The 22561-nt window shown below is 49.9% G+C and carries 15 protein-coding genes and 1 pseudogene; 9 read left to right on the forward strand and 7 right to left on the reverse strand.

Annotated elements, in window-relative coordinates; translation table 11 throughout:
• Positions 1–91 precede the first annotated feature (91 nt).
• Together MJO57_RS31740 and ruvX are read left to right on the forward strand one after the other, a co-directional pair.
• On the forward strand, positions 92–664 hold the full coding sequence (locus MJO57_RS31740; RefSeq protein ID WP_252021592.1) for a YqgE/AlgH family protein: 573 nt from the start codon (positions 92–94) through the stop codon (positions 662–664).
• A gap of 19 nt (positions 665–683) precedes the next feature.
• Positions 684–1133: a Holliday junction resolvase RuvX gene (gene ruvX, locus MJO57_RS31745; RefSeq protein ID WP_252021594.1), complete on the forward strand. Its 450-nt coding sequence runs from the start codon at positions 684–686 to the stop codon at positions 1131–1133.
• 44 nt (positions 1134–1177) lie between these two features.
• Here the strand turns inward: ruvX and MJO57_RS31750 are convergent, their stop codons facing one another.
• Positions 1178–2302 carry a PilT/PilU family type 4a pilus ATPase gene (locus tag MJO57_RS31750; protein ID WP_252021596.1) on the reverse strand — a complete coding sequence of 375 codons (1125 nt, stop codon included), beginning with the start codon at positions 2300–2302 and terminating at the stop codon, positions 1178–1180.
• Positions 2303–3337 (reverse strand): type IV pilus twitching motility protein PilT, encoded by a 1035-nt coding sequence (locus tag MJO57_RS31755; RefSeq protein ID WP_252021599.1) that lies wholly within the window; start codon positions 3335–3337, stop codon positions 2303–2305. It abuts the gene before it with no gap.
• Positions 3338–3403: 66 nt separating this feature from the next.
• Between MJO57_RS31755 and MJO57_RS31760 the strand changes: the two genes are divergently transcribed.
• The 5 genes from MJO57_RS31760 (at position 3404) to MJO57_RS31780 (ending at position 10241) form a co-directional block, all read left to right on the forward strand.
• Positions 3404–4135: a YggS family pyridoxal phosphate-dependent enzyme gene (locus MJO57_RS31760; protein WP_252021601.1), complete on the forward strand. Its 732-nt coding sequence runs from the start codon at positions 3404–3406 to the stop codon at positions 4133–4135.
• Between the two features lie 5 nt (positions 4136–4140).
• Positions 4141–4962, forward strand: coding sequence for a pyrroline-5-carboxylate reductase (gene proC / locus MJO57_RS31765; RefSeq protein WP_252021603.1), 822 nt, complete (start codon positions 4141–4143; stop codon positions 4960–4962).
• Between the two features lie 119 nt (positions 4963–5081).
• Positions 5082–5636 carry a YggT family protein gene (locus tag MJO57_RS31770; RefSeq protein ID WP_256492933.1) on the forward strand — a complete coding sequence of 185 codons (555 nt, stop codon included), beginning with the start codon at positions 5082–5084 and terminating at the stop codon, positions 5634–5636.
• Between the two features lie 133 nt (positions 5637–5769).
• Positions 5770–8244: a hypothetical protein gene (locus MJO57_RS31775; RefSeq protein WP_252021607.1), complete on the forward strand. Its 2475-nt coding sequence runs from the start codon at positions 5770–5772 to the stop codon at positions 8242–8244.
• A 239-nt stretch (positions 8245–8483) separates the two neighbouring features.
• Entirely contained in the window at positions 8484–10241 is a 1758-nt protein-coding gene (locus MJO57_RS31780; protein WP_252021609.1) for a serpin family protein, read from the forward strand.
• A 58-nt stretch (positions 10242–10299) separates the two neighbouring features.
• Here MJO57_RS31780 and MJO57_RS31785 read toward each other — a convergent pair.
• Positions 10300–10587 (reverse strand): annotated as a pseudogene (locus MJO57_RS31785) (2-oxo acid dehydrogenase subunit E2); the annotation flags it as partial.
• A gap of 173 nt (positions 10588–10760) precedes the next feature.
• Positions 10761–11186, reverse strand: a complete 426-nt coding sequence (locus MJO57_RS31790) for a hypothetical protein (protein ID WP_252021611.1) — start codon at positions 11184–11186, stop codon at positions 10761–10763.
• Between the two features lie 339 nt (positions 11187–11525).
• Between MJO57_RS31790 and MJO57_RS31795 the strand changes: the two genes are divergently transcribed.
• Positions 11526–13073 carry a serpin family protein gene (locus MJO57_RS31795; protein ID WP_252021613.1) on the forward strand — a complete coding sequence of 516 codons (1548 nt, stop codon included), beginning with the start codon at positions 11526–11528 and terminating at the stop codon, positions 13071–13073.
• Between the two features lie 58 nt (positions 13074–13131).
• Here MJO57_RS31795 and aceF read toward each other — a convergent pair whose 3' ends face one another.
• From aceF to MJO57_RS31810, 3 genes are all read right to left on the reverse strand, one after another.
• The gene (aceF, locus tag MJO57_RS31800; protein WP_252021615.1) at positions 13132–15096 is read right to left on the reverse strand and encodes a dihydrolipoyllysine-residue acetyltransferase; all 1965 of its coding nucleotides are present in this window, start codon (positions 15094–15096) and stop codon (positions 13132–13134) included.
• A gap of 28 nt (positions 15097–15124) precedes the next feature.
• Positions 15125–17782, reverse strand: coding sequence for a pyruvate dehydrogenase (acetyl-transferring), homodimeric type (gene aceE / locus MJO57_RS31805; RefSeq protein ID WP_252021617.1), 2658 nt, complete (start codon positions 17780–17782; stop codon positions 15125–15127).
• 714 nt (positions 17783–18496) lie between these two features.
• Positions 18497–19369: a lysophospholipid acyltransferase family protein gene (locus MJO57_RS31810; protein ID WP_252021619.1), complete on the reverse strand. Its 873-nt coding sequence runs from the start codon at positions 19367–19369 to the stop codon at positions 18497–18499.
• 136 nt (positions 19370–19505) lie between these two features.
• Between MJO57_RS31810 and glnE the strand changes: the two genes are divergently transcribed.
• On the forward strand, positions 19506–22508 hold the full coding sequence (gene glnE / locus MJO57_RS31815; protein WP_252021621.1) for a bifunctional [glutamate--ammonia ligase]-adenylyl-L-tyrosine phosphorylase/[glutamate--ammonia-ligase] adenylyltransferase: 3003 nt from the start codon (positions 19506–19508) through the stop codon (positions 22506–22508).
• Positions 22509–22561 lie beyond the last annotated feature (53 nt).

Genomic DNA, 22561 nt, shown 5'->3' on the forward strand with positions numbered 1-22561 from the left:
GCCAGTAAGTGAGCCAGTAAGGTTTTAGTGTCTCGCGCGAATGTATGTATCAGGACTTGCCATAAATGCTCTTTACCTTAATACTGCCGCTATGAGCAGTGTTCCTTTCCAGAATTTCAAAAGCCACTTCCTGATTGCCATGCCCGGCATGGTCGACCCTTCTTTTGCTGAAACGCTGACCATTATCTGTGAGCACAGCCCGGAAGGTGCCTTGGGTATTGTGGTGAATCGACCAAGCACCCTGCCGATGAGTGAGATTTTCCGGCAAATTGGCATTGACCACCATGAACAGTCAGCAGTGAGTCAGCACGCTGTCTATTCTGGAGGCCCGGTGTCTCAGGAGAGAGGGTTTGTCCTGAATTCAGGGGAGTCCAGCTGGGATACCAGCCTGGAGATATGCCCGGGGCTGCAACTGACTACATCAACCGATGTACTGATGGCCATGGCAGAAGGCAAAGGTCCAAAACAGGTATTGGTTGCTCTTGGTTATGCAGGCTGGGGAGCTGGTCAGCTGGAAAAGGAAATTTCTGAGAATGCCTGGCTGACCTGTGAGGCGCATCCATCCGTTGTCTTCGATACACCTTATCACCTGAGACTGAGTGCAGCGGCCAGTTCACTGGGTGTTAATCTCAATCTGATTTCAGATCAGGTTGGCCATGCATAGGTTTTTTTGACAAAGAGCGATGACTGATAGCAAATTAAGAACTGTGCTGGGTTTTGACTTTGGCACCCGCAACATCGGTGTTGCCACCGGACAGGTTATTACCCGAACCGCCTCTGCCCTGCCATCATTGCAAGCCAGAGATGGAATCCCGGACTGGAATCAGGTTCAGGCCCTGATCATGGAATGGAAGCCGGATGCTGTCGTCGTCGGCATACCATTGAATATGGATGGCTCAGAGTCAGACATGTCGCGACGTGCCAGAAAGTTCGGCAACCGGATTCATGGACGCTTCAACCTGCCATTTTATCAAGCCGATGAACGACTCACGTCTTTCGAGGCCAAAGAATGGGCCAACAAGCTCGGCCATAAAGGGCATTACGGATCAAACCCGGTGGATGCCATGGCTGCCCAGATTATTCTGGAAGCCTGGCTGAATGACCCCGGGAATGAACACCTTATGTATGATTAAGCCCGTCAGTCACCGGCCCCCGGCTGGCTCACAGGGGTGAGTCTCTATCCTCCTTCCATCTGCAGGATCAATTTAACGGAACGTTCGGTAAGATAACGCTCATTCACTTCTGAACCCAGTTTAATCATCAGGCGCAAGTCGTTTGCCGAATCAGCATGCCGAATCGCTTCTTCATGGCTGACCTCCCCTTCGTTGTAGAGATCAAATAATGCCTGGTCGAACGTCTGCATGCCCAGCTCCCGGGATTTTTTCATTAACTCTTTCAGTGCATGAACATCCCCGTTGCGAATCATATCCTTGGCTAGCGGTGTATTGAGTAGCACTTCAATAACCGGAAGCCGACCGGTGCCATCCAGGGAAGGAACCAGCTGCTGGGCAACAATGCCCTTCAGATTAAGGGAAAGATCCATCCAGATCTGGTGATGATGTTCCGGGGGGAAAAAATTCAGAATGCGATCCAATGCCTGGTTGGCATTATTGGCATGAAGTGTTGCCAGGCAGAGATGGCCGGTTTCTGCGAAGTTCAGGGCATATTGCATAGTATCCTGGCTTCGAATCTCACCGATCATAATGACGTCAGGAGCCTGACGAAGGGTGTTTTTCAACGCCACTTCATAGGACCTGGTATCAATCCCCACTTCCCGCTGGGTTACGATGCACTTTTTGTGTTGATGGATAAATTCAATGGGGTCTTCAATACTGATAATATGGCCAGTGTCGTTTTCATTACGATAGCCAAGCATCGCTGCCAACGTTGTCGACTTGCCCGTACCGGTAGCACCCACCACCAGGACAAGGCCGCGCCTGGCCATGGTCAGGTCTTTAAGAACAGCGGGAAGCCTCAGGTCGTCGAGTCTGGGAATTTTCTCTTCAATGCGGCGCAAAACCATGCCTGACTGGTTTCTCTGTTGAAAAGCACTGACCCGGAACCGACCAATCCCCATTCTGGCAATGGCAAAGTTAGACTCCTGCTTAGTCTCAAACTCAAGACGCTGCTTCTCGTCCATCACACCCAGCACCATATTTTTTGTCTCTGTGGCAGTCAGCGGTGTCCTGGTGACAGGCTTGAGACGTCCATCAAGCTTTACACTGGGCGGAAAACCTGCGGTGATAAACAGATCCGATGCTTTTTTAACGACGACCAACTTTAATAATTTTTCAATATCCATTTAAAATGCGTCTCGATCCTTGGCCTTTTCACGAGCCACATCACGAGAGATCAGTCCCTTTTTTATCAGGTTCATGAGGCACTGATCCAATGTTTGCATGCCAAGCCCACCGCCGGTCTGAATGGCCGAGTACATCTGCGCAACCTTATCTTCACGAATCAGATTACGAATACCTGCAGTACCGAGCATAATCTCATGTGCGGCCACACGCCCTCCGCCATTTTTCTTCAACAGTGTTTGCGAAATCACGGCCTGGAGTGACTCAGAGAGCATTGAACGTACCATCGACTTTTCTTCAGCCGGGAATACATCGATGATACGGTCAATGGTCTTTGCAGCCGATGTGGTGTGCAACGTTCCGAACACCAGATGACCGGTTTCAGCCGCCGTCATGGCCAGACGGATTGTTTCCAGGTCACGCATCTCACCGACGAGAATAATATCAGGATCTTCACGCAACGCAGAGCGCAGGGCATTACTGAAGCTATGGGTATCCCGATGCACTTCCCGCTGATTAACCAGGCACTTTTTCGGGATGTGGATAAATTCAATGGGATCTTCAATGGTCAGGATATGCTGATATTTGGTGTCATTAATGTAATCCATCATGGCAGCCAGTGTGGTACTCTTGCCAGAGCCGGTAGGACCAGTCACCAGCACTAACCCCCTGGGTTTATCCGCAATGGTTTTAAATACCTGCCCCATGCCCAGGTCATCCATGGTCAGTACTTTACTGGGGATTGCCCTGAACACCGCTCCCGCACCCCTGTTCTGGTTGAAAGCATTCACACGGAAACGCGCAACGCCGGGGACTTCAAACGAGAAGTCCGCTTCGAAATGCTCTTCCAGATCCTTACGCTGTTTGTCGTTCATGATGTCATAGATCAACCCATGAACTTCCTTCTGATCCATGGCTGGCAGATTGATACGGCGAACATCACCATCGATTCGGATAATTGGCGGAAGCCCTGCCGACAGATGCAGATCCGAAGCCCCCTGTTTAAAGCTGAACGCCAATAGCTCAGTAATATCCATTAATTATCCCCCTTACAACCGGAAGCAGGTAAACTGCGAATTTATTTTCCGGTAATGTACAACCTAATGACCATATTACAAAACCGATTTCAACGGGTTTATGGCCGAATTCATCAAGCTGAACAAGCCTGCAATCGCAACGGGCAAGTGCAGCTGCTGGCAGTCAGCAAAACCAAACCTGCCAGTATGGTGCGTGAGGCATGGCATCTGGGCCAAAAGCATTTTGGTGAAAACTACCTTCAGGAAGCCCTGGATAAAATGGATGAGCTCAATGACCTTTCAGACATCCAGTGGCATTTCATCGGCCCGATCCAGTCAAACAAAACCCGGGATATCAGCACCCACTTCGACTGGGTTCACAGTGTTGACCGCCTGAAAATCGCGCAAAGGCTCAATGATCAACGCCCTCAGGCACTGCCCCCATTAAATATCTGTCTGCAAGTGAATATCAGCGGAGAAGAGACAAAATCCGGCATCAGCCTGAATGAGCTGCCTGTGCTGGTGCAATCTATTACTCATTTACCCAACCTGAAACTGCGTGGTTTGATGGCCATTCCAGCCCCTGAAACGGAGCCTGACCGACAGCGCGAGCCTTTCCGGGCACTGACCCATGCGCTACACACCCTGAATGACCAGTTCTCTCTCACGATGGATACCCTGTCCATGGGCATGACGGATGATCTTGAGTCGGCTATTCAGGAGGGTTCAACCATGGTTCGTATCGGTACTGCCCTGTTTGGCTCCAGACACTCTGTTCAAGCTTCAACAGAAGCCTCAACAGGAACCCAAAATGGATAACAAAAATGACTGAATCAACCATCGCTTTTATCGGTGCTGGCAATATGGCCAGCAGTATTATCGCTGGCCTGATCAAGCATGGCTGGCCAACCTATCGGTTGGTTGCTACCGCTAAAACGGAAGCGACACTGTCCGATATCCGCGAAAGATTTAATATTGAAACCACCGTGGATAACCACCAGGCCGTCAGCAAGTCTGACATCATTATGCTCTGTGTTAAACCACAATCGATGAAGACCGTTCTGACCGATTTGCGTCCGTCCATCAAACCCGATGCACTGATTATCTCAGTTGCCGCCGGCATTACCATGGAAAGCCTGCAGAACTGGGGAGGAGAGCACCTTGCGATCGTTCGCAGCATGCCGAACACACCTTCTGCACTGCAATGTGGCGCCAGCGGTTTGTTTGCCAACAATAACGTCAGCACGGCTCAAAAAGCGCTGACCGATGACATTTTCCGTGCCATGGGTATCGCCACGTGGGTCAATCAGGAATCGTTAATGGATGCGGTTATTGCGGTTTCCGGCAGTGGCCCGGCTTACTATTTCCTGCTGATGGAAATGATGGAACAGGTGGGTACCCGCCTCGGCCTTGATGCAGACACCTCAAGACGGCTGACACTGCAAACCGCACTGGGAGCTGCCAGAATGGCCACTGAAGGGGATGTTGATGCCGCCGAACTTCGGCGTCGTATTACCTCTCCGAACGGAACCACTGAACAGGCCATCAAGACGTTTCAGGAACAAGGGCTGCCTGAGCTGGTGGAGAAAGCAATGAATGCTGCCGTCAACCGGTCGAAAGAACTTGCAGAGGCTCTGAAAGACTGATTTTCATTCTGTTGAAGCGTGGCGGCAAACCTTTATTGTATTATGCGTAACGATTATTAACTTCTATTGTTTTTTGATAATCTGTTCTTTATTGAAAAAAAGGGTAACCAATACACTCTATGTCTGCACTTTCTTCGAGTCTCAGCTTCCTGGTCCAAACCCTGGGTGGTTTGTATATCATGGCTGTATTGATTCGCTTCCTGCTTCAGCTGGTTCGGGCCGACTTCTATAACCCGATTTCTCAGGCCATCGTCAAGGCAACATCGCCGCTACTGAACCCCATCCGCAAGATCATTCCCGGTTACGGCGGGGTGGACATGGCCTCTCTGGTCCTGGCTCTGATACTTCAGATCATACTGCTCTACGTATTGCTGTTGATGGGTGGTTACTCTTTGGCGGCCATTCCATTCCCCAGTGTTTTGATCAGTAGCCTGATTAAACTGTGCATCGAGTTTCTGAATATTTATATGTTCAGCCTGATTATTATTGCCATTGCCAGCTGGGTAGCACCCAACAGCTATAACCCGGGACTGATGTTGCTGCTCCAGATTACCGAGCCACTCACCAGCCGGATACGCAAAGTGATCCCCCCCCTTGGCGGACTGGATTTTTCCCTGATGGTCCTGGTGATCATTATCATTACGCTGAAAAATTTTCTGGGTGCCCTGGCCTGACCCGGCAAATTTGACCACTGGTGCTGATCTCAGGATCAGGGCCAGTGTCCCGCCTGCCCGATTCTTTAAACTGTCTCCTTTTCGTCGATATTAAGGCTATTCCCCAAGCAACGCTGAGGCAGCTGAACACATCATGGGACAGGCCATTGAGTACACGCTCGCAAAGTCCATATGGCCGGAAGCAGGGTTTATTGGTACATCGACCAGACAACTGATTGCAGTGGCTGCCTGTATTGTAAGCCTCATCAGCCCTTTCTCTGCGACTGGCAATGATATACTGCTGCTTAGTGAAACAGGCTCTCCACCCTTCATCCACACCTTCGGGCAGGCCAGCTTTGAGAATGGATCTGAACTGATCATCAGTGGCAATAATGGCTCAAGTGACCAGCAAATCCTGATTGTACGGATTGATAATGAAAACTCATCAGATTACCGATCCAGGGTTAACCAGGAGTTCACTCTGTCACCCGGTCCGTTTGAAGTGATATTACCGCTTTCAGGACTGAAAACATCAGGTAGACAGCCATTTAAACAGCCATACACCAAACTGTTTGTTTTCAGTGCCGATATGTGGGCCGGCATTGATCTGGAAAAAATCCGTATCAGTTCAGCCGCCAGGCTTCCTGAGAACACCCTGGCACTGGATTTTGGATCAGGCAGCAGTGCGGCTTTTCCCGGCTTTGAAGCCATTGGCAAAAACAGCCCATACCTGAAAGGCAAAATCACCGAACGAGTTCGCACTTCCGGTGATTCGCTGATTCGCGATGGTATTGCCGGGGTCACCAGCCTGCAGATCCCCTGGCCTGATGGATTATGGAAACTCAGCCTGTGGACACAGGATCAGGGCGAATGGGAATACCTGCCGCACTTTCTTACTCGGCAAATCATCGCCAATGGAACCACCATCGTTGATGAGAAGTTGACCCGGGAGCAGTGGATCAATGATGTTTATCTGGCTGGCAGGAAAAAAGAAGGAAGTATTGATGGGGACCTCTGGGCATCGGTGGGTAAGCGCCGAAGTGACTTTATCAGCAAAAACATTCGTGTCACCAACGGAATGGTTACTATCGATCTGACCGGTGACTATGACGCCAGATACCTGGCAGCGCTGGTACTGGAACCACTTGATGGCACCTATGCCCTGGCCACTCAGGAAAAACGACGGGAACGGCTTCTTAATCAGTGGTCTGTCGTGACTGAGCCCTACACGCCTGCGGATACACTCACACTGGAAGATATCAGCCAGCAGGTAACAGATGATGACGCTTTTTATCTGGCAGCCAGAAACACCCTGCTTAACCTGGCCTTTGAAATAGAAAGTCCGATGGATGATGTGGCACCCGCTGTTGTGGTTTCCCCGCCTAAATCGTCGGATGGAACCTCGTTAACCGTCATCACCCGCTATGGGCACTGGCGTTATGAAAGACCGACCCCCAACGCAACGTCACTGATACTGGATGATAGTTATCTCCGTTCAGATTTGGAAAGCATCCGCCTATCCAGCAAAAGGCCCAGGCGTCTCCACGTACAGGTGGAGGTTCCCGCTGAAGCGCTCCCCGGCGACTACTCCGGTATGATTCAGCTGTTCAGCCGGGGTGAGCTAAGACTGCTGGATTACAAGGTGCGGGTACTTCCGACCCGGCTGCCTGAGCTGGATACCCCTGTAGGCCTCTACCTGGAGCCCCCTCCCTACTATCAGTGGTTCAAGGCACTGCAGGGGCAGGTTGCCAATACTACCTCCTGTGATCTTTCGCTGCTGGCTTCCCATGGTTTCAGCACCGTCGCTCCTGCATTGACAACACCAGACACTGAGACAGGACGCCGGGCGTTTATTCAGCAATTGAAGCAATTAGATCGCTTTGGCTTCAATGACCAGATTCTGGCTTACGCTCCATTAAAACGCCTGTTAAGGCAGAAGGGCGAAACAGCGGCCATTGAAGATTTAAAGCAGCTGCAACAGTTATCGAAGAACCAGAACCTGCCTGAAATTTACTGGTCAATTTTTGATGAGCCAGCCAACGATCACGTTGCTCAAATAAAGAATACTGCCCGTCTGCTGAATGATAACGCGCTTCAATTCAATACCGCTGGTCATATGAATCATGACCATCAGGCTGAACTTGCTGAAGTAACGGATCTTCTCCTGATCAACCATGGCACAGAAGTTACCGAGGACAATATCAGTCATTGGCAAGAAAACAGTACGGTTTGGCTATACAACATGCCAAAACCGACCATAGCTGCCGGCCTTTTCCTCTGGCGCTCCGGTGCCGAAGGCTATTTGCAGTGGCATGGCCGGATGCCCACGGCCGATCCGTTTGACCCTACCGATGGCCGGGAGGGAGATGTTATTTATATTTACCCTTCTGTCAGCCCCTGCCCGACAACCCGGGATATTCATCGTCGCTTGCTTGACCTCCATGAGGCGACCCTTGATCTACGTTGGTTACAGTGGCTTGAGGACATATCCCCCAGGCAAACGGAAGCCAAACAGATGTTGGCAGAACTTCGGGCAGAAATTCCTCCACAATGGGAACGGGCGGCATTAATGACAGAAGAAAGGCGAATGGAAATACGTGACAAAATAATATCCATAATAAGCAGATAATAAACCAGCCATAACCACCGGTTGCAACCTGTCCAGGGAACCATTATCCACACAAAATGTCCAAATAATAAGATTTATACCAAAATCGGGATTCTGATTTGCCTTGGTGCAATAGGGTAGTCGGTAATTTATGGCTATCTAGTGCATAAGAGCGTTAATACCCGTACACCCCGTTCATCCTGAGCGGAGTCGAAGGGTGGTGTCACCGTACTTCGCACGAACGGTATGGGTATCAACGCTTGGCTGCACTAGTAAACTTTGCCCTTGCCGCAAAGCATGGAAGCAGCGATTTTGGGTTCCCTAATAACTTATTGTCAAACATTGGAGTGACTACTATGGGGCCTATTACACCTTCAAACCAAAATATTTCATTTTTATCGCCGCCAATATATCCGGCTGATGCATCCTCCCTGCCCACCTTATCGGCTTCTGATGTCGTTAAACAATTGATGGATAAAGTATCATTTAAGTTATTAGCCATGACAGGGGACGTAAGCACGGCCTTGTCTCCTGCCAGCCTGGCGCCGGTTCTGGGTATGGTTCTGGCGTGTATAGAAGATAACAACAAAAAGGAATCAATCCTGGGGATCCCCGAAGGTTCCTTAACTCCAGATCTGGAGTCTGATATCCATCAAGAACTCGGCAAATTCAGCATAAAACACCCTTACAATAGCGATGATGGTAAGCCAGTTTCTTCCGTCAACTTTATTGCTTCTGACTACCACCACCGGGATGAGGCTCTTGATCAGATATTGTCTACACATTATCAAACCAAAAAACTGAACAGTGATGATGGCAAGAACGTAGCAGACATTACGGATCTTTTTGTTAAAGGTAATACCGAAGGAAAAATAACAACGCTGTTTGATGGCCTTGACGAATTTCAGCGGAAAAACGTTAGAGCGGTATTGGGTAATGTGATGGAGTTCCGGGGTACCTGGAAGACACGTTTTGATCCGGCTGATACGACTTCGGGCCATTTTCTGTGTGCTGATGGCTCTCATATCGATAATGCCAAGATGATGTGTACAACAGAAAGAGTTCAATACGCTGAAAACACAAAATTTGTTGCCATTGCCAAGGAGCTCCAACCAGGCCTTAAATTGGTTGCAATAAAACCGCACTTACCCAGTGCAAAAGCAATTTGGACTCTCAACTATCGCACCATTAATCGTCTGATGCACGAGTTAAATGATGGAGTTAAAGAAAAGGTGGAGCTAAAGCTACCCAAAATAGACGTAGCGGGCAGTCGTGACACTGAGCTACTGGAGAAAATTGTACAGGCATTGGGAACCACCATAACAGCACAAGATCTATCAAGGTTAGGCACAACACCCTGTGATGAACTGCACATGGTGCAAAAACTCATAGCGTCCATTGATGAAGAAGGTGCTCACGGTAAAATTGCCACTGCCGCAGTATCTACACTCAGGTGCTCAGAAAAGACCTTTGGGTTTAATTTTAACTGCCCCGGCTACATGTGCATTGTAGACAGCAAAGGTAACCGGTTGCTTGAATTGGTAATTAAGGATGGCAGCTATTTAGTCTTTGATGGCTCACCCAAGGTCACCCCCGCTAAAGACGTGAAATCTGATGACAAACCTAATACACCTGAGCATGAATGGTTCGAGAGATTAATAAATGAAAACAGACCTTTTTATGCTCCCAGGCCAAACAGGCAGAAGCCAATTGGGAATGCTTCTGATGATAAAACCAAGGACTTAGCATCCATTGATGTGAATACTTTAATACAACAAAAGTTCAACCCGAATGGGGAGTTTAAGATTATTGCTATATCAGTGCGTAGCATAGAGATATCAATCAAGGTTAATTCTTTAGAGGAAGCCAATAAGCTCAGAGAAAGAATATTAGAATCAATTGGAAAAGAAGAATACAATAAATTCGTTAAAGTTTGGGATATACCCTGTGGTATTATGGTAGAGGTTTCTTGTGAAGCTCGTAAGAAACTGCTTAATCAGTTAGCTTCATTGAAATAATAAATATATAAAATGCGGAATCCGGAGATTAATCACCTCCGGATTTTTAACAAGCGTCTCAAAGAAGCAGCTTGCGAATATCGGTCAACAACTCACCCAGCATGGTGGTGAAGCGTGCCGCATCTGCCCCGTTGACGGCTCTGTGGTCATAAGAGCGAGACAACGGTAACATCAGCCTCGGATCAAAATCCTTACCATTCCACAGCGGCTTAATGGCAGCCCTGGACAGGCCAAGAATGGCCACTTCTGACGCGTTGACGATGGGCGTAAACGCTGTGCCACCGATGGAACCCAGGCTGGAGACGGTAAAGCAACCGCCCTGCATTTCGTCAGGCTTCAGCTTCTTGTCACATCGCTTCAGAAGCTCGCCGCCGAAGGTCTGGCCCTTCCATACCGCAGTCGTCTAAAAAACCATCCCAGGCTTTGCGATTAAAGAAGTGAACTCCAAGGCAATCCTGGAATTTTTCTGCCACTTGACCGTGAAATCATGGCCCACCAGGTAACTCATGGTGTGTTCATTCAGGACAAAGATTTTTCATGGACGATGCAGCAAGGTCTGAAAATTCTCACGACGCTTGCTCTGAGTGCTGCCAAACCAGGTAAATTCTGGATCAAAGTGATAACCCTGAATATTCTCTGGAGACGACCACTTATGTAGGTACCATCCGGGGTAAGCCAGTGTTCCAGCTCATAGCGGGTGACGAATACAGAAAACGACAACTCCTGTACGTCATAATAAGTAACTTCTTTTAATATTGACCCTTCTGGTAACTCGCTTATCCAAGCGGGCATTATCCTCAAGAAGACAGGTATTATCCTCCCGGAGACGGCTATTATCCTCAACAAGAAGTAGCGTGACTTTTTCTCAAGGTTTGTCGTATATGTCAGCAGTTTCCTGACTAAGTCGTATTTTAGATCGTCTGGAATCTCAAAGGGAAAAGTCATGAGTGATAAATGTAGACGACTACGGGAAATTTTGCCTTATACCCGTGGTTTTTGAGCACTTACAGGAACCATTATTCACACAAAATGTCCACCATTAGGATTCATCCCAAAATCGGGATTCTGATTTGCCCTTATGCAATATGGTAGTCGTTTGAACTTGCCGCAACGCATGAAGCAACGATTTTGGGTTCCCTAATCACTTAATCACACATTGGAGTGAATACTATGGGACCTATTACACCGTCAAACCAAAATATATCACTGTCATTGCCGCCAATAAATCCGGCAGACGCATCGTCCGTGCCCACCTTATCGGTTTCAGATGTCGTTAAACAACTGATGGATAAAGTATCACTTACGTTATTAGCCATGACAGAGGACGCAAGCACAGCCTTGTCTCCTGCCAGCCTGGCGCCGGTTCTGGGTATGGTTCTGGCGTGTATAGAAGATAACAACAAAAAGGAATCAATCCTGGGGATTCCCGAAGGTTCCTTAACTCCAGATCTGGAGTCTGATATCCATCAAGAACTCGGCAAATTCAGCATAAAATACCCTTACAATAGCGATGATAGAAAGCCAGTTTCTTCCGCCAACTTCATTGCTTCTGACTATGCCCACAGGGACGAGTATCTTGATCAGATATTGTCTACATATTATCAAACCGAAAAACTGAATGATGATACCAAGAAAGTAGCGGACATTACGGATCTTTTTGTTCATGGTAAAACCAGAGGAGAAATGAAAACGTTGTTTGATGGCCTTGACGAATCTCAGCGGGAAAACGTTAGAGCGGTATTGGGTAATGTGATGGAGTTCCGGGGTGCCTGGGAGACACGTTTTGACCCGGCTCATACGACTTCGGGCCATTTTCTGTGCGCAGATGGCTCTCGTGTCGATAACGCCAAGATGATGTGTACAACGGAAAAAGTTCAATACGCTAAAAACACAAAATTTGTTGCCATTGCCAAAGAGCTCCAATCAGGCCTTAAATTTGTCGCAATAAAACCCCACTTACCCAGTGCAACAGCAATTTCGACCCTTAGTCGTCCCACCATTAATAGTCTGAAGCACCAGCTAAATGATGAAGGTAAAGTAAATGTGGAGCTAACGCTACCCAAAATAGACGTAGCGGGCAGTTGTGACACTGTGCTACTGGAGAAAATTGAACAGGCATTGGGAACCACCATAACAGCACAACATCTATCAAGGTTAGGCACAGCACCCTCTGATGACCTGCACATGGTACAAAAACTCATAGCGTCCATTGATGAAGAAGGTGCTTACGGTAAAATTGCCACTGCCGCAGTAACTACAGCCAGGGGCTTTGAAAGGACCCCTTGCTTTGATTTTAACTGCCCCGGCTACATGTGCATTGTAGACAGAGAAGGTAACCCGTTGCTTGAATTGGTAATTAAGGATGGCAGCTTTTTAGTCTGTGATGGCTCACCCAAGATCACCCCCGCTAAAGACGCGACATCTGATGACAAACATAATACATCCGATGATGAATGGTTCGAGAGAATAGTGGATGAAAACAGATTTTCTTCTGCCCCCAGGCCAAATAGGCAAAAGCCAATTGGGAATGCTCCTGATGATAAAACCAAGGACTTAATATCCATTGATGTGAATACTTTAATACAGCAAAGGTTCAACCCGAATGGGGAGTTTAAGATTACTGCTATATCAATGGATAAGATGGACTTATCAATCAGGGTTAATTCTTCAGAGGAAGCCAATAAGCTCAGAGAAAGAATATTAGAATCAATTGGAAAAGAAGAATGCGGTAAATTCGTTGACGTTTGGGATTCACCCCGTAGTGGCATTAAGGTAGTTTTTTTACTTACAGCCCGTGATAAACTGGTTGATCTGTTAACTCCATTAAAATAATAAATATATAAAATTCAGAATCCGGAGATTAATCACCTCCGGATTGTTAGCAAACGTCTCAAAGAAGCAGCTTGCGAATATCGTTCAACAATTCACCCAACATGGTGGTGAAGCGTGCCGCATCTGCCCCGTTGACGGCTCTGTGGTCATAAGAGAGAGACAACGGTAACATCAGCCTCGGATCAAAATCCTTACCATTCCACAGCGGCTTAATGGCAGCCCTGGACAGGCCAAGAATGGCCACTTCTGGCGCGTTGACGATGGGCGTAAACGCTGTGCCACCGATGGAACCCAGGCTGGAGACGGTAAAGCAACCGCCCTGCATTTCGTCAGGCTTCAGCTTCTTGTCACGGGCCTTACCAGCCAGCTCGATACACTCGGCAGACAGCTCCCACAGGCTCTTCTGGTCGACGTTCTTGATGACCGGAACCAGCAAGCCATCGGGCGTATCGACTGCAACACCAATATTGATGTACTTCTTGTAGATCAGCGTTTCACCATCCGGGCTCAGAGAAGTGCAGAACTGTGGCAGTTCTTTCAACACATAGGCAACGGCTTTCAGAATAAACGGCAGTGGTGTCAGTTTGGTACCACGAGCCTCGGCCATGGCTTTCTGAGCCTTACGGAACGCTTCCAGTTCAGTAATGTCACACTCATCAAACTGGGTAACGTGTGGCACATTCAGCCAGGAGCGCTGGAAGTTCTGGGCCGCCACTTTACGCAGGCGACTCAGGGCAACCTTCTCGATGTCACCCCACTTGCTGAAGTCGATCTCTGGCATGGCTGGAATGCCCAACCCGGAAGAGACACCCTGAGCAGCTCCTTGCCCTGAAAGTGCCTTGTCACTGAGGCGCTTCTTGACGTACTTCTGCACGTCTTCTTTCAGAATGCGACGACGGGGACCACTGCCGGTCACTTCGGCAAGGTCAACACCGAACTCACGGGCCAGCTTGCGCACTGCAGGGCCAGCATGGAATTTGCGGTTGACCCGCCCAAGTTCCACCGGGTTTGCTTCAGCACGGGGTGGTGGCGCTGATGGCGCACGGGACGGAGTCTCCTGCTGCGGTGGCGTAATGGCAGGCGCAGCGGCTGCCGGAGCCGGCTGGCTGACCACGGGTGCTTCAGCGCCACCAGACACTTCAATATCCAGAACCAGGTCACCCTGGCTCAGGGTATCGCCCTCTTTGACCATGATGGCTTTTACGACACCGGCAAACGGTGACGGCACTTCCATGGTCGCCTTGTCGGATTCCAGCACGATCAGTGATGCTTCTTCTTCAATCTGATCGCCAACGCTGACACAGACCTCAATTACGGGAACATTCTCAGCACCAATATCCGGTACCGTAACTTTCTCAATGCGTGGTCCAGACTGTGGCGGAGCAGGCACAACAGCGGCAGGCTCTGGTGGTGCTGCTACCGGCGCTGGTTTATCAGAAACAGCGACCAAACCACCGCCATTAACTTCAACGTCGATCACCAGGTCACCCTGACTCAGGGCGTCACCTTCCTTGACGTGAATGGCTTTCACCACGCCTGCTAATGGTGAAGGCACTTCCATGGTCGCTTTGTCAGACTCCAGGACAATCAATGAGTCTTCCGGGGCAACGGTGTCCCCAACCTTCACACAAACCTCAATCACCGGCACATTCTCAGCACCGATGTCGGGTACATGCATAGACTCAATCCGGGAGCCACCGGCCTGCACCGCTTCCGCAGTCGAAGCTGCCACCACGGGGGCTTCTGCTGGCTGCCCGCTATCCGCTGAAGGTTTTGCAACCTCAGATGCTGCGGCAGCCATCTTGACCATCGGCGCACCTTCACCGACATGGTCACCAACCGTCAGCAGCACTTCTGTCACCACGCCATCGTGTGGTGCCGGGACTTCCATGGTTGCCTTGTCAGACTCCAGGACAATCAGGGAGTCTTCAGCCGATACCGTATCACCGGGCTTGACGCAGATTTCGATAACTTCTGCCTCGCCACTGCCGATATCTGGAACCTTGATGATTTCGTCACTCATTCCTCATACCTTCTCTTCAGTTCCGGACTCAGCAATACAGAGGGTTAGCCCTGGTTGGGTCGATATCAAACTTCCTGATGGCCTCACTGACCACAGACGCCTCCAGCTCACCATCCTGAACCAGCGCATACAGGGCAGCCACCACGATGAAGTAACGGTCTACCTCGAAGAAGCGACGCAGCTGTTCCCGAGTATCGGAGCGACCAAACCCGTCAGTACCCAGAGAAACGAAAGTTGCAGGCACGAATTCACGAATCTGGTTAGCGTACAGGCTCATATAGTCAGTGGCAGCAATAACCGGACCTTTACGGCCAGAGAGCTGCTGCTCAACCCAGCTGACTTGCTGTTCAGATTCCGGGTTCAGCATGTTGTAACGCCTGGCGTCCTGACCATTACGGGCCAGTTCATTAAAGCTGGTTGCGCTCCAGATATCAGACTCAATGTTGAATTCTTCACGCAGAATACCGGCGGCAGCACGTACCTCTTCAAGAATAGTGCCACAACCCATCAGCTGGACCTTAAGTCCCTGGTTGCGGGAATTTTCTTCCAGATTGTAAAGTCCCCTGATGATGCCCTCTATCACTTCCGGTCCTTCCGGCAGTGCTGGCTGACGGTAGTTTTCATTCATGGCGGTGATGTAGTACCAGACATTGTCACCGTTGCCATACATACGCTGCAGACCGTTCTGGATAATCACCGCCATTTCATAGCCGTAGGTCGGATCATAGCTGATGCAGTTCGGTACGGTGGACGCCAGAATATGGCTGTGGCCGTCCTGATGTTGCAAACCTTCACCGTTCAGCGTGGTACGCCCCGCCGTCGCACCAATCAGGAAGCCACGCGCCTGAATATCACCCGCAGCCCAGGCCAGATCGCCAGTCCGCTGGAAACCAAACATGGAATAGAACGCATAGAACGGAATCATCGGCACGTTGTTGCTGCTGTAGGAGGTTGCGGCAGCGACCCAGGCGGCGTGGGCACCCGCTTCGTTAATACCCGCTTCCAGAATCTGCCCCTGCCTGGATTCTTTGTAGAACATGACCTGGTCGGAGTCTACCGGGTCATAGTTCTGGCCTTCTGCAGAGTAGATACCCAGCTGTCGGAACATCCCTTCCATACCAAAGGTACGGGCTTCATCCGGAATGATCGGTACGATGTGCTTACCAAGGCTCTTGTCTTTGGCCAGTGCGCTCAGAATACGGACGTAAGCCATGGTGGTGGAGATTTCACGCTCACCACTGCCCTTGGTTACCGCCTCAAAAGCCTCAAGGCCGGGAATTTCCAGCTTTACGTCCGTTTCGACACGGCGCTGTGGAATAAAGCCACCCAGCTTTTCACGACGCTTGCGCATGTACTTCATTTCCGGGCTGTCAGCGTCAGGCTTGAAGTAAGGCAGGGTCTCAATGTCTTCGTCTTTGATCGGCAGGTCGAAGCGATCACGGAAGTGCTTCAGGTCATCAACCGGCAGTTTCTTAACATTGTGGCTGACGTTGGCCGCTTCACCGGTGGCACCGGTACCGTAACCCTTCACTGTTTTGGCTAGAATCACAGTAGGCTGGCCATTATGGTTAACCGCCTCGTGGTAGGCAGCAAAGACTTTGTAGGGGTCATGGCCACCCCGGTTCAAACGCCAGATATCATCATCCGACAGGTGTTCAACCAGCTTCAGGGCTTCAGGGTCACGGCCAAAGAAGTGTTCACGGGTCCAGGCACCGCCTTTCGCCTTACAGTTCTGGTAATCACCATCAACGGCTTTGTCCATCACTTCCTGCAGCTTGCCATGCTTGTCCTGGGCCAGCAGCGGATCCCAATGACGGCCCCATACTACTTTGATAACGTTCCAGCCAGCGCCACGGAAAATACCTTCCAGCTCCTGAATGATCTTACCGTTACCACGCACCGGGCCGTCGAGACGTTGCAGGTTACAGTTGACCACGAAGATCAGGTTATCCAGCTTCTCACGACCGGCCAGGGAGATGGCACCGAGCGATTCCGGCTCATCCATCTCACCATCACCCAAAAATGCCCAGACTTTACGATTCTGATCCGGGGACATACCACGGTTAATCAGGTACTTCATAAAGTGAGCCTGATAGATCGCCTGCAGAGGGCCGAGACCCATGGATACGGTCGGGAATTGCCAGAAGTCCGGCATCAGCTTGGGGTGGGGGTAGGAAGAAAGCCCATTGCCATCCACTTCCTGACGGAAATTATCCAGCTGGCCCTCGTCCAGACGACCTTCCAGAAAGGCCCGAGAGTAGATACCGGGCGATACGTGCCCCTGGTAGTAAACCAGGTCGCCTTCACGGTCACTTTCATGGCCGTGGAAGAAGTAGTTGTAACCGATGTCATAAAGAGTGGCACTGGAAGCGAAGGAAGAGATATGCCCCCCCAGGCTGCTGTCTTTCCTGTTGGCGCGCATCACCATGGCCAGGGCATTCCAGCGGACCAGGGAGCGAATACGGCGCTCCATAAACAGGTCACCAGGCATGCGGGCTTCTTTTTCTGGTGGAATGGTATTGCGATAAGGCGTGGTAATCGCGTAGGGCAGCTGCGTACCTTTGGCACGAGCATGCTGAGAAAGCCGGGTCAGCAGAAAATGAGCACGGTCTTCGCCTTCCTGTTCAAGAACGGAATCCAGTGCTTCCAGCCATTCCCTGGTTTCTATAGGGTCGATATCATGCATACAAATCGGCTCCGAGATCGATAAAGCCGGGAACCTGACGGAGAATAGGCTGACATCAATCTATTCTCTGCCAAACTCCCGGGTCAGGCGCAGATGAGACAGAATCAAGGCAGGAAAAAGAATTTCTGCCCTGAACCTGGATCAGAGTTTCCGGACAAATGGTCGGAATGGATCAGACAGCCCCTCCCACAGGAGGCAATGCACTTTATCTCGCCAGCTTCACAGGTGAGCCTGATGCCCGGTTATCCTGCCAAGCGAGTAGCAATCCTGCTAACCCTTACGCCTGTTGACGTATCAAACTGCCACACCAAACCTTGTGTTCGTTATTGTTAATGATTGATCACTTGCAACATCAAGCATACCGAACAAATTTCGTCTAACAGCCCAAGGTAAAAAAAATGATATTAATCAACTGTAATATAACTACAAGATAAGCAATTTCCGCAATGAGTACCAGTACTTATGTGTATTTTTTATTGCGAAAAGCATTGATTTTTCAGGAAAAACCCTGCAGCACGCACAACAAAATCAATCAAACCAGCTCATGATTTGCCAATTCCGGGTTTTGTTGGTTAAAAGCCGAATACCTAAAGTTTTGACAACAGAAATATTGATATTACTCAATAATCGATGTCATCAGGGACATAATTACCAACCCGGAGCCTGGCACTCAAAGGTGTGCCAGATCAGGCCAGCAAGGCAGCAATGCTTCATTCATCGTTCCCGGCTTCTTTTCCAGCGACGATGGCTCCAGAGAAACGTTTCCGGCTGTTCATGGATCGCTGCTTCCGCCGCATTTACATAAGCATTAATGATCTGATGATTGTTTTTATCATCCGCATGTTCATAAGGGGGCATGGCCAGCTCTTTAAACTCAAGTTCATAGTAACCACGCTTTAGCCGTCGGCACTGGGCAAAAAAGACAGGGTACCGGGTCAGGTAAGCCAGTTTCTCAGCTCCAAGGTAAAACGGAGCTTCCTTATTGAGATAGGAAACCCAGTAACTGCCTTCACCTTCTGCCGGTGCCTGATCTGCCAACATGACAAAAAGCCGGAAACTGTTTTTGCGTTTAAGAATATCTCGTCCAGCCTGTTTCATTGGAATGGGGCGGGAATTAAAACGGCTGCGCACCTCCCGGATGAACTGATCCCAACCTTGGTGATGCAAAGGTTTGTAAACCGGGTCAATTGGGATATCGAGGTGTTGCGAGGCGCCATGGAGCATCCACTCCCAATTTCCCTGGTGGATGGTTAACACGATGATAGGCCTGTTTTGTCCGGCATCTTTGTGAACAGAACATTGAATTAGCTGTTCTTCACCCTTGATCCGACAACGTTTTTTAAACTGCTCAGCACTCATTTGATGGGCTTTAACCACCTCCATAAAAAGGTCTGCAAAGTGCCGGTAAAACTGCTTTGCCAAACGCTTTATTTCTTTTTCGCTCTTCTCAGGGAAGGCCTGCCTGATATTGCGACAGACAACGTCTCTTCGATAACCAAAAAGATAATAAAGAGAAAAATAAACAAACCATCCCAACCGATAAATCAAAAAAAATGGTAAATAGGATATTATTCGAATAAAAAGCATGCTCGGCGTGTATCAGTTATTTAAAAAACCCCATTATAGTCATTGATCACCTCTGACAAGTCAGGATGCCAAGCCTACTGGCAGTCCCATAACCATTCCCATAAAATGGCTCCAGCAACCAGAAGAGAGCGGGTTTATGGAGCCACTGGCACAACTCAGTCAACAATTAACTGCCTCCGGGTCAACTGAAACCATTCCTGAAGCGATCAGGAACATTGTCATTGCCCACTGGCAGCAATTTGCTGATAACAACCCGACATTTACACTTCCTGCCAACCTTTTTCCTGAAAAAAGCGATCAACTGAACCCTGAGGTCATGGATGAGCTGATCCATTGCTGGGCAGGCAGTGACTTTGCAGCGCAGCAATGCATTCGCCACCCACAGTGGCTGGCCAGCCTTCTGGAAAACCATGACAAACTGCCTGATTTTGCCGAAACCCATCCGGAACGTTTACACACAGCCCTGGAAGCGGTTGAGAGTGAACAGGACCTGATCAAAGCACTCAGGCTCTACCGCAACCGTGAAATGCTCCGAATTATCTGGCTCGACCTGAATCGCCGGGTCAGCATGGAGGAAACGACAGCGGATATGTCGGCCCTGGCGGATGCCTGCATTGAAAGTGCACTCAACTGGCTCTACCGGGACTGCTGTCAAACCATGGGAACACCCTACGGTACCAACATTCCGGGTGAAGAACCGGTTCCCCAGAACATGGTGGTGCTGGGTATGGGCAAACTCGGTGCCAGAGACCTCAACCTCTCTTCAGATATCGACCTGATGTTCACCTATCCCTGCCAGGGAGAAACCCGTGGCTGCAAAAAGGTCATTACCAACCAGGAGTTTTTTATCCGCCTTGGCCAGCGACTGATCAAGGTGCTGGATTGTCAGAGTGCCGATGGTTTTGTGTTCCGGGTTGATATGCGACTGCGGCCTTATGGTTCCAGCGGCGCACTGGTCATGAGTTTTGCGGCGATGGAGCAGTATTATCAGGATCAGGGACGGGACTGGGAGCGTTACGCCATGCTTAAGGCCAGGGTAGTTGCCGGGGACATTCCTGCCGGTCAGTTACTGCTCAGCCAGCTGCGCCCATTTGTTTATCGTCGCTATATTGATTTTGGGTCCATCAGCGCCCTGCGGGAAATGAAGCAGCTGATTCAGCGGGAAGTGAAGCGCAAAGGCATGGAGAGTAATATCAAGCTCGGGCCCGGTGGTATACGCGAGATTGAATTCATTATTCAGTCTTTTCAGTTAATTCATGGCGGGCGTGACCGCAGTCTGCAGGAGCGAAACCTGCTGACGGTGCTGGAGACGCTGCAGAGCAAACACTATTTTTCTTCTGACGAAGCCAATGAGCTGAAAGCTGCTTATATCTTCCTGCGCAACCTTGAACATGCCATTCAGGCCATTGCCGATCGACAGACTCAGGATCTGCCGAAAAACCCCGAGGCCCAGGCACGTGTCGCCTATAGTATGGGACAAAAAGACTGGTTGGCGTTACTGACCAAGCTGGAAGAACACCGTCAGCACGTTACCACTCACTTTGATGCGGTTATTGCTGATCCTGAAACCACAAATGCCAAGGAACCTCACAGCGACCACTGGCAACCTCTCTGGCTCGGCCAGCTCAGTGAGGAGGAAGAACAGCAGCTGATGTTACAGGAGGGCTTCACAGATATTGCTGCCTCCTGGAAGCGGCTGGTTTCTTTGCGAGACGGAAAAGCCATTACCCGGGTCAGACGGCAAAGCCGTGACCGACTGGATAAGTTTATCCCTCTTCTGCTCCGGGTGGCCGGCAATTCCACGGCACCGGATACTTTTTTACTGCGAATTCTTCCGTTGATTGAAGCAGTATTGCGCCGAACGGCTTACCTGGTTCTGCTGATCGAGAACCCTGCCGCGCTGGAGCACCTTGGCAAACTCTGTATTGCCAGCCCATGGATTGCAGAACAGATAGCCCGTTTCCCAGCGCTGCTCGATGAGTTCCTCAATCTTGGTGACCTCTATAACCCACCGGAAAAAGAAGCATTGGCCAATGAGCTGCGGCAACAGCTTGCCCATATACCGGAGGACGATCTTGAGAACCAGATGGAAGTACTGCGCCACTTCAAGATGGCTCATGTCTTACGGGTTACGGCTGCCCAGGTTTCCGGCACGCTGCCGCTGATGAAAGAGAGTGACTACCTGACCTGGATTGCTGAAGTTATTCTTGAGGCCGTTCTGGCCATTGCCTGGCGAAATCTGGTGGAAAAACATGGAATGCCTCGGGATGTTGACGGCAACCTGTGCAATCCCGGTTTTATTATTGTTGGCTACGGTAAGCTTGGCGGTATTGAGTTAGGCCCCGGCTCTGATCTTGATCTGGTATTTATCCATAATGGGGGTACCAATAAAGAGACCAATGGCCCCAGGGCCATTGACAGCACAACGTTCTATACCCGCCTTGGCCAGCGGATCATCCATATTCTGACGACGCAGACACCTTCCGGTACTCTTTACGAGGCGGATATGAGGCTTCGCCCATCCGGCTCCAAAGGGTTACTGGTCAACTCCTTCAGTTACTTTGAGAAGTATCAGAAAGAAGAAGCGTGGACCTGGGAGCACCAAGCCCTGGTGCGTGCCCGTGTCATTGCTGGCGACCCAACGCTTGCACAGAAATTTGCAGGCCTCAGATCAGACATTCTCGGCCAGCAACGGGATATTCAAAAGCTGCGTGATGATGTTGTGGAGATGCGCCAGAAAATGCGGGAGCACCTGGGCACCAGGTCAACCGGCTCTTTATCAAACCCTACTTCATCGGCATCAAAAAATGCTGGCGTGTTCCATTTAAAGCATGACCCGGGGGGCATTGTCGATATTGAGTTTCTGATGCAGTTTGCCGTTCTGGGGTACTCAAGCCAGTACCCTTCGCTGTTAAAGTGGACCGACAATGTGCGGATCTCTGAAGAACTGGAAACAGCAGGGCTTCTCAGTAAGGACGATGCCTACCAGCTCCGGGAGGCCTACAAAACCTTCCGACTCTGTATCCATCAAAAGGCATTACAGAATGAAGAACCTGTGACGGAAGAGGCGATTGCGAAAAGCTTTCGACAGAATGTGATTTCTGTCTGGAATGGGTTTATGGATGTTAAGGCAACATGAGGCATCCAATATCTCGACTGAACCTGGCTTTGGCATCCTGCGTTTTTTTATGA

Origin of the sequence: Endozoicomonas sp. SCSIO W0465 (assembly GCF_023716865.1) — a bacterium.
In the GTDB taxonomy this organism is placed as follows: domain Bacteria; phylum Pseudomonadota; class Gammaproteobacteria; order Pseudomonadales; family Endozoicomonadaceae; genus Endozoicomonas.